The 9,123-nt window shown below is 39.5% G+C and carries 7 protein-coding genes; 1 reads left to right on the forward strand and 6 read right to left on the reverse strand.

Features of this window, described 5'->3' with window-relative positions; translation table 11 throughout:
- Positions 1-402: 402 nt before the first annotated feature.
- The 6 genes from QZR90_RS06965 to QZR90_RS06990 all read right to left on the reverse strand — a co-directional run bounded on the left by QZR90_RS06965 (position 403) and on the right by QZR90_RS06990 (position 7,395).
- Positions 403-1,206, reverse strand: a complete 804-nt coding sequence (locus QZR90_RS06965) for an energy transducer TonB (protein ID WP_295790199.1) — start codon at positions 1,204-1,206, stop codon at positions 403-405.
- Positions 1,207-1,436: 230 nt separating this feature from the next.
- Positions 1,437-2,891: a hypothetical protein gene (locus QZR90_RS06970; RefSeq protein ID WP_295790201.1), complete on the reverse strand. Its 1,455-nt coding sequence runs from the start codon at positions 2,889-2,891 to the stop codon at positions 1,437-1,439.
- Positions 2,892-3,137: 246 nt separating this feature from the next.
- Positions 3,138-4,079: a DNA-binding protein WhiA gene (whiA, locus tag QZR90_RS06975; protein WP_295790203.1), complete on the reverse strand. Its 942-nt coding sequence runs from the start codon at positions 4,077-4,079 to the stop codon at positions 3,138-3,140.
- 18 nt (positions 4,080-4,097) lie between these two features.
- Positions 4,098-5,447, reverse strand: coding sequence for a gluconeogenesis factor YvcK family protein (locus tag QZR90_RS06980; RefSeq protein WP_295790204.1), 1,350 nt, complete (start codon positions 5,445-5,447; stop codon positions 4,098-4,100).
- Between the two features lie 21 nt (positions 5,448-5,468).
- Complete coding sequence (gene rapZ / locus QZR90_RS06985) at positions 5,469-6,392, reverse strand: RNase adapter RapZ (RefSeq protein ID WP_295790206.1); 924 nt, start codon at positions 6,390-6,392, stop codon at positions 5,469-5,471.
- A gap of 199 nt (positions 6,393-6,591) precedes the next feature.
- A complete protein-coding gene (locus tag QZR90_RS06990) occupies positions 6,592-7,395 on the reverse strand; it encodes a Cof-type HAD-IIB family hydrolase (RefSeq protein WP_295790210.1) in 804 nt (267 codons plus the stop codon).
- Positions 7,396-7,731: 336 nt separating this feature from the next.
- On the opposite strand from QZR90_RS06990, the gene QZR90_RS06995 reads away from it, so the two are divergent.
- The gene (locus tag QZR90_RS06995; RefSeq protein ID WP_295790212.1) at positions 7,732-8,919 is read left to right on the forward strand and encodes a recombinase family protein; all 1,188 of its coding nucleotides are present in this window, start codon (positions 7,732-7,734) and stop codon (positions 8,917-8,919) included.
- The last annotated feature ends 204 nt before the right edge of the window (positions 8,920-9,123 follow it).

Below are 9,123 nucleotides of genomic sequence, written 5' to 3' on the forward strand. Positions count from 1 at the left end.
GATTATAAAAATCCATATACTGTACCTACAGAAAGGTCTATTCCTACCAACTACAAGCTGTATAGCCACTTACTTAGAGGGAACGTTAATACAGCCTACTACAAACAATAAGCAAACTTATATCTACTCAATTTACTTATATAAATCTATTTACTTATATAAATCTATTTGCTTATATAAAAATAAACTTACTTTTATTAAAACAATTTACTGCTATTAAAAATAATTTCACATGCATCAATAGTAATTTTACATGTATTACATCGTACTCTTACACTACAGGTTACTCTCAATAATGAACCATAAAAAAACCTGTCAGTTAAAATTCAATTCATTATACTTTTATTGAAAATAATTGTCAATATTCTAATCAAATACCAAGTGTAAACTCACTGCTTTTACTCACTCAGTTAACTGAAAGCTTAAAGGCACATCTATAGTTTGCGGTTCACCGCTGTCATTAGGATATGGTGTGGCTCTCTCTACAGCGCGCACAGCAGCCTGTTCTAATATGCTACTGCCAGAAGAACTCACTACATAGGCCGAAATTAGATTACCTGATGCATCTAATTCAGCACGAACTGTTACTTGACCTTCTATGCCACGGCGCACAGCTTGTGCAGGATAGGCTTTATTGCTATTAACGGCACTCCAAAAACCAGCTCCATCAAAATAACCGCCACCGGTACCAGAGCCTTCACCGTCATTTTCACCACTGCCACTACCAACGCCATCGCCAGTGCCCGTACCGCCGCCTGTGCCTGTACCAGCGCCATCAACATCGCCCCCAACACCACTGCCATAACCCATACCATCGCCGGGCGCTACCGCTAAGGTACCTGCCCCTGGAGTGGCGCCATAAGCTGGTGCCGCCATTGGATCTGAACTTGCTAGCGTAGGGGTACCACCAGCTGGCTCAGAATTTCCTCCTGTAGCTTGGCTCGTAGTGAGTTGATTTGTATGTACTTGACTCTGTAAAGCTGATTCTACACGCGCTGTTAATTCCTCTTGTTTTAGAGGAGGCGCAAAGGTAGATTCATGCACCGCTTCACTTTGAGCTGTATCTACCGATAAATCAATTTCATAGGCCTCTTCATGCATAGACTGGCTCATGTGCCAACCTATAATCCCTATACAAAAAGCTGCCACTATATGAAAGCCTAAAGATCCTATAGCGGCCTTTCTCCATGAAAATACTTGTTCCATCCTATACCACCTTTATATGAGAATACTACTCAATAAGTTAATCATAACAAGTATATCCATGCGATTCTGCTCCAAAAAGACATTTATTCTTGTGCGTAAAAAATGAGCTACTGCCCTTTAGGCAATAGCTCATCACAAAAAGTCTTATAGTATCTTAACGCTTTTTAACCCTTCTATTTAAATTAAAGTCCCAAAAAGTCTCCATATTTTTGAAGTGTTATTCGAGAAAATTATTTATTACTCTTATGTTTTAATGGAATGAGTAAGAACTGTACTGGCAAATTAGATGCACCTGCCGGTATAAACTGAATAGTCAAGGTTTGACCACCTTTAAAGGTATCTAAGTACTGTGTATCATAAATAGTACCATTACCTAAATAAGGCGCCGCCGTATTCGGCACTGTATACACATCAGTTTGTTCCCCATAGGTCAATCGGAAGGAACCCGAGTAAGCCCCACCAAGGGGATTAAAGTACACCGCAAATTCATCTGTTCCTATGGTTGGAATGGAAAGCGTATAGGATACACCATAATTGCCCCGATTAGTCACTGGCAAATGTCTCGTCAATTCATCAACACCAGCTACAAATGGATCTTCTCGGTCATTGGCTACCATAATCGACACAGGACCTAATAATGTATCATATGGCTGGCAAAGCATTAAGCGACGCTGTGCGCCAAAATAGGTGCCGCGCAATTCAACATCATCCATTGGCAAAGTTTCAGCAATAATAGCGCCATTAAGAGCCGGCATATCATGAGGAATCATCATGACTTTAGCCCATACAGGTCCATCCGTAGTAAAATCTACAATCCCAGAAGTAAGTTGATCTTTAAGGACTACAATTTTATCTAATTTAGGGAATAAATCGATGCGCCCAAGTGGTGGCACCTCATAAGTGGCTACCACGGTTTCATCCATGTGAGCGCGTTTCTCTAAGGCTTTACGATTAGCACTAATTTGCGACTTAATCTGTTTAAAACGCTCTTTATCTACTACTAAAGGCATTTTATTTTTATTGTCTGCACCAATATCGCTGCTCGTTACTTCACCATTAGCATTAGCTACCGCATCATCGGCTACATTCATATTATATGCTTCAAAGGAGTCTTCAAACTCTGGAACTGATCCAAAGGTAAAACGCTTCTGCTCTTTTTCATCGCCCTCAGACTTGAGCGGTACACCTGCTGATACTAAAGAGCGCACATGCTGATTGGCTAATTTCCATTTATAATTGCCTTCAATCATAGGCGTAGTCAATTCATCGAGAGACAGCTCACGACCTACAGCAAAATAATCAGCATTAGGCGTAGCATAAATAGCGCGATGAACTGTTACTTTTACAGGTTTATTCTCTTTATTTTCTAAGACAAGCGCCATTTTTTGAGGCGTGTCCATTTCATTTACATGGTAGTAATAGATGCGCCCCGTACCGTCCACTGTGCCGGCTGCCACTACACCGCTCTTCTCTACATACTCTGGGCTATCAGAAAAAATGAGCGTGTCTTTTTCTTCTGTTAATACAGCTGGCAATGGTGTTAAATTTGTCGTATCCCAATCCACTGTAGTTGGAGGTGCCCCGAATACCATGGATACGCCGCGAAGCCACACTGCGCTCGCTAGGGCTAACCATTTATAACGCTTTCCTACAGAACCTGCATATTTAGTGACAAAATTTTTCACGATAACGACATCCTATCTTCCACACTTATATGACATCATGTCATATGTAAAACTACGTTTTGAATAGACCCTCTATTCTTCGTTTAGTAAAATGCCTATAAAAATTGATAGTCCCTTGGAGAATTATGTCTTCAATGTACTTCAAAAACTGTACTCATACCTGCATTTATTATGGAAAAATCTAGGCTATTCTATATTTATATTATACTATATTCAGGATATTTTAGCATTAGAATTTTACAAAAGCTACACTTCATCTAGACCTGAAGGTTCATATTCTAGAGCCATTTTTTCTAATTTTCTAAAGCGATGGCCTATGCCCGATTTTGACAAATGCCCACCCATCGTGTCAGCTAATTCCTGAAGGCTTGCGTCTGGATTATCTAAGCGCGCTTGCGCCACTTCTAAAAGCTTTGTTGGCAAATCACTTAAAGGCTGATGACGTTCAATAATGCGAATGGACTCTAGTTGTCGTACAGCGGCATTGACGGTTTTCTGCAAATTAGCAGTCTCGCAATTAACTTGACGATTAATCTGATTGCGCACATTTTTTACAACTCGCACCGTTTCAAATGACATCATTGCAGACTGAGCGCCCATAATCTGCAAGCAACCAGTTACAGAATCGCCTTCTTTAATATACACTACATATTCTTCTTTGCGCTCCGTCATACGCGCTACAATATTAAATAAACGCAATACTCGTACAATGGTTTCAGCAAACTTTTTATTGCCCGTCATAAACTCTAAATGATAGTCACTTTCGGGCTTATTAACAGAGCCACCACCTAGGAAAGCACCGCGCAAAAAGGCACGCCGCGTCTCCATCGTAGTAAGCCATTCATCTGGTATATCTGTATCCATAGGCCATAATGCTAAATCTTCTAGAGCCTGACGCCCCTCTTCCGTAGGATCCACCATCAAAGTGTACACATTTTTCTTACGCAGATTTAAACCCCGTCGTATTAATACAGATGTATGAAGTGCATAATGAGCTCTTAAAATAGATAGAACACGTCTAGCCACCGCATTATTAGCTGTAGCCAAACGAATCCCCACGCGCCCTTGACTCCCCAACAGTAAGGACCCGCCCATGCGCAGTAAACAAGAGGCTTCGACCTTTGCGGATAAAGCCGTTTCATTCTTAAATTGACACAGTTCATTTTTTACATCTTCAGCAAAGGACAAACGATACGCCCCCTCTCTTTAATGGTCTTCTCGTTTTAAATAATATTCTAAAATCTGTGGATCTAAACCAGATTGCAAAGCATAAATCACATCCATTACAACCTTAGCTAATCGCTGAGGATCATGCACAGCCGTTTCAGGATGTTGTAATAAACTAGCACGGATAGCGCGAACGCCTAATTCCTCTAAACGCTCCATATCTACCTTAACTGGTTCCGCACCAGCAGCCTTATATTTTTCAATGACAGACTGGTCAAATGGTACATCATTAACCAATACCGTATCAATTAAATCAGGACCACCCACTTGCTGTAAGGCAGCTACATGGTCGCTAGCAGAATAGCCATCCGTTTCACCTGGTTGCGTCATTACATTACAAATATAAAACTTAGGCGCCTTAGTTGCCTTAACATGGTCAGCAATCTTGTCGATAAGCAAATTAGGCATGATGCTAGTGTATAAACTGCCAGGCCCTAAAATAATGGCATCTGCTTCGTCAATAGCGCGCAAGGCTGCCCCTTGAGGCTTCGGTAGTGCAGGCTCCGTAAAGAGGCGCTTGATACGCTTATGCACAGTAGGAATCTGGCTCTCCCCTTCTACAATAGTGCCATCTTCCATTTCTGCTAATAAGTTAATATTTTCAATGGACGCCGGAATAACACGACCCTGCACTTTTAAAATTTTACTTGCTGCTTCAAGGGCCTTATCTACATCAGCATCTAGCACTTGCGTAAGAGCTGTTAAAAATAAATTGCCAAAGCTATGGCCTGCCAAATCACCTTCACCACCAAAGCGGTAACGGAACAATTGCTCCATAAGACCTTCTTTTTCTGCTAGGGCAACTAAGCAGTTGCGCAAATCGCCTGGGGCAATCATTTTAAAGTCTTCACGAAGGCGCCCTGAAGATCCACCATCATCAGCCACCGTCACAATAGCGGTCAAATTAGAAGTGTGTGCTTTAAGCCCCCTAAGCAAGGTAGAAAGGCCTGTGCCACCGCCAATGACCACTACTTTAGGACCTTTGGCCATGCGGATATTTTCAAAAATATAATCCCCTACTTTATCTGTATCTGTAGGAATAATCGCCTTCACTACAGCCCGCCCAACTTGACGCGTGCCAATGACCATTAAGATAATGCCCAGTAAAATGCTCACTACCCCCATAGTAGCTAGCACAGTATAATCATAAGCGCCGGTCAATTCAAAGAGCATCAATAAAAATAAATCTTCAAAATAAGATAGCCATTGATAATTAAGCATCAAGGCTACGCCAGCAATGACAAAGAGCATGCCCAGTCCGAAGACAACGAGCCAGCGTTTAAGTTTCAAGCCTGGTGTTAGCCATCTAAATCCAGACATATGTATCATAAGCTTCTCCCATCTACGGACTTATTTAACTTCCTCTGCCGTCACTTCGCGAGGATTATAATCTTCTTCTACATTATTTTTAAACATATCACGATGCTCAATAGAAGCGCGATATCCTAAAGTTTCTACATGTTTAAACAAAGCTTCTGACATGGCCACACTGCGATGCATACCACCAGTACAACCAATGGCTACAACAAATTGACTTTTTCCTTCTTTTTCATAATTTGGAAGCAAGAAGTCCATTGTATTAAACATAGTGCTTAAAAATTGCTCTGTTACATCAAAGGAGTAAATATATGAATTTACCGCTGGTACGCGCCCGGTTTTATGACGAAACTCTGGGTTGTAATAAGGATTTGGCAAGAATCGTACATCCCATACCATATCAGCATCCAAAGGAATGCCATGTTTAAACCCAAAGCTTACCACGGATACAGAAATACCTTGTTTCTTTCCATCTAATTCAGAGAATTTCTTGCGCAAATAGGACTTTAATGCGCTCGTCTTCATATTTGTTGTATCAATGATATAGTCGACTCTTGGACGAATGGAGTCTAACAGTTTACGCTCTTGTTGCAAGCCTAATAAAATACGTCCATCTGGAGCCAATGGATGGCTGCGGCGCGACTCTTTGTAGCGGCGCACAAGGGTCTCATCAGTAGCATCCATAAACACAATTTCATAAGGCACTTTCATTTCTTTAAGAGAGTGCAAGGCATCAGACAAGCTTTCAAAGAATTCCCCACCGCGAATATCTACTACGAGGGCTACGCGATTAGTCTTATCGCCTGCTTGACGACAAAGATTACTAAATTTAGGGATTAATACAGGTGGCAAATTGTCCACACAGAAGAATCCCATATCTTCTAGGGCCTGCATGACTTGTGTTTTACCAGCCCCAGACATACCTGTTACTATAAGTAAACGAAAATTTTCTTCCACAATATAACTCCTTTCCATTCTGCTCACCAGGAGACAATTAATCAGTTTTATCTTTTGTTCTTTATCTTTTATTTATTATTCTTTATTTTCTCTTCTTTGCCTTCTATTCTTTTATATACTAGGTACTTGATTACTTTGTACCGATCTATACTTATTGTATTGCATTTCACTTAGTTATAATTGTTGTATTACCTTTTATTTAGCTAATACATGTGCTTCTCCATCGAGCCACGCCATCGTCCTCATTAGAGGCACATATTTCATCAGCTAAAGCTTTTACTGGCGGTTCTGCATTCGCCACCACTACAGCAGTCCCTGCATATTCAAGCATAGGTACATCATTTTCAGAATTGCCAAAGGCTACCACTTGATCCTTAGTAAAACCTAATTCATTTACCATTTGGCTGAGCGCATTCCCCTTCGTACTATTAGTACCATTAATCTCTAAGTAATTAACTTTACTGCGCACAATCTCTAGTTGATCGCCAAACTTATCTTTTAAAATCTGTGAAATCGTAGCCAATGTTTCAGCATCATTAATAAAGAGTAATTTATTAGGCCCTTGCGCTGTAGAATATAAATCATCACCTACAAACACAGCTTTAGCACCCGTATGTCGTTCATATAATTTAGAATCTTCTGTTTCATGATGAACCAACAACACGTCATCTACATAGGACTGTACATACCAATTATGTTCTTTAGCTAGAGCTAAAATTTCTTTGGCTACAGCCGGCTCAATCACGCGCTGCCAAATAATCTCCCCTGACTCAATGCGCTGAATCAATCCACCAGAAAATAAAATCATAGGCAAATCACCAATGCCTAGTTTTACGCCTACTGGTTTAGCAGTTTGGTACATGCGACCAGTGGCAATGACTATATGGATGCCTTCTTGTTGGGCTTTTTGTAGTATGTCCCTTGTATAATCAGAAATCGTATTATCATCACGCAATAAAGTATCATCTAAATCAATGGCTAGTAATTTTATATCTTTAGTCATACTCTTCCTCTCAAGCTTACATGAACTAATTTTTTTATATTTATTATTTAAGTATACCATATATGAAGGCAATTTGTGTTACTATAAAGATGCCACCATATATGCATATTTGAAATCAGGCCTTAGTTCTTTTGTTTGCTTTTGCCGAAACCCGATACCAGCACTGCAAAACTATAATACAACCGAAAATAGGTTGCTATTGATTTTGTATTCGCATGCTTTTTATCAGTTACTTGTTATTCCATTAACAAGTATTTACGTCATAAAAAGAAAGGAGGTTTGTCGAAATTTTACTCATAACTAGTAGTGATTTAAAATTTTTCGACAACATAGTTTATGAAGCGAGTTGCTCTTTACATTAGAGTTTCAAACGAAGAGCAAAGTATGCACGGTTATTCACTTCAAGCACAGGAGAATAGATTGCGCCAATATGCATACCATCATAACTATAGCATCGTGGACTGCTATCGTGATGAAGGTATATCTGCTAGAAGTTGTCCAGGACGACGCAAAGAATTTTCAAGAATGTTAAAACACGTCCAACAAGGGCGTATTGACTGTATTTTATTTATTAAACTTGATCGCTGGTTTAGAAATGTATCTGATTATTATACGTATCAAGCTATATTAGATACCTATGGCGTTCAATGGGAGGCTACTGAGGAAGACTATAATACCAATACGGCACAAGGTCGACTGTATTTAAATATTAAATTATCCATCGCACAAAATGAATCAGATACTACATCTGAACGCATTCACTTTGTTTTTTCGGATAAAAAAAGTCGCCGCGAAGCCATTTCAGGTAAATTGCCTTTAGGTTATACAATCCAAGCAAAACGCATTTTACCTGATACAACAGCGCCGATTATTAAAGCTGTTTTTGAGTATTACAAGGATTGTGGCTCCATTAGGCAAACTCAAGCGTTCCTGCTAAACAACTATCACATAAAGCGTTCCTATCCCGCTATGACTAAGCTATTACGAAATAAGAAGTACATAGGAACATTTTATGATATAGCACAGTATGCCCCACCAATTGTGCCAATCCAATTATTTACGGAAGTACAACATATGTTAAATTGTCACAATCGAAAGGATACGCAGGGCTCTAATCATTTTTTGTTTGCCGGTCTACTCCGTTGTCCTCATTGTCAACATTCTTTGGTAGGCTTAGCTCGTCACTATAAAACTAGCAGCTATATCTATTATCAATGTCCCAATTCGATTCATAACCCTCAGGAGTGCTCTAATAAAACGCTCTACAAGGAGCCTTTAATAGAGGCTACGCTCCTCAATGCTTTACCAGTCTTAATCAAGCAGTGTTTCATCCCTGAAAACTCAAAAGAATCATCCTTTGTTTTTAATCATCACAATTACCGGCAATGGTCATTGGTCACTAAAAAATCGTATTGGCAGTATTTTATAGATTCTATTATATTGCCCTATCTTACTAAGAAAACGAATTCGTTAGCCTATGCCATCCCTATTGCCAATATAAAATTAAAAGACAATTTCCTATAGTTAATAGGCTTTTGTCATTCCTTATCCAATAAAATGTAATACTAGCAGTACAAAATTTGAAAATAAATTTGTGAGCTTTATAACAAATCGATTGATAAACCAATAGATGTTTCATCCCTATAAAACGTTATTTTCAAAAATTCTATCCTAAGGGGTAATTACAATGAAAAAACGTTTTGCAACTATGCTAGCAGCAACAGCTGT

Origin of the sequence: uncultured Veillonella sp. (assembly GCF_900545795.1) — a bacterium.
Classification (GTDB): domain Bacteria; phylum Bacillota; class Negativicutes; order Veillonellales; family Veillonellaceae; genus Veillonella_A.

Excerpts from the sequence above, each read along its gene's own strand:
- QZR90_RS06965 (WP_295790199.1), bottom strand. The coding sequence starts at position 1,206 with ATGGAACAAGTATTTTCATGGAGAAAGGCCGCTATAGGATCTTTAGGC.
- QZR90_RS06980 (WP_295790204.1), bottom strand. The coding sequence starts at position 5,447 with ATGATACATATGTCTGGATTTAGATGGCTAACACCAGGCTTGAAACTT.
- QZR90_RS06990 (WP_295790210.1), bottom strand. The coding sequence starts at position 7,395 with ATGACTAAAGATATAAAATTACTAGCCATTGATTTAGATGATACTTTA.
- QZR90_RS06995 (WP_295790212.1), top strand. The coding sequence starts at position 7,732 with ATGAAGCGAGTTGCTCTTTACATTAGAGTTTCAAACGAAGAGCAAAGT.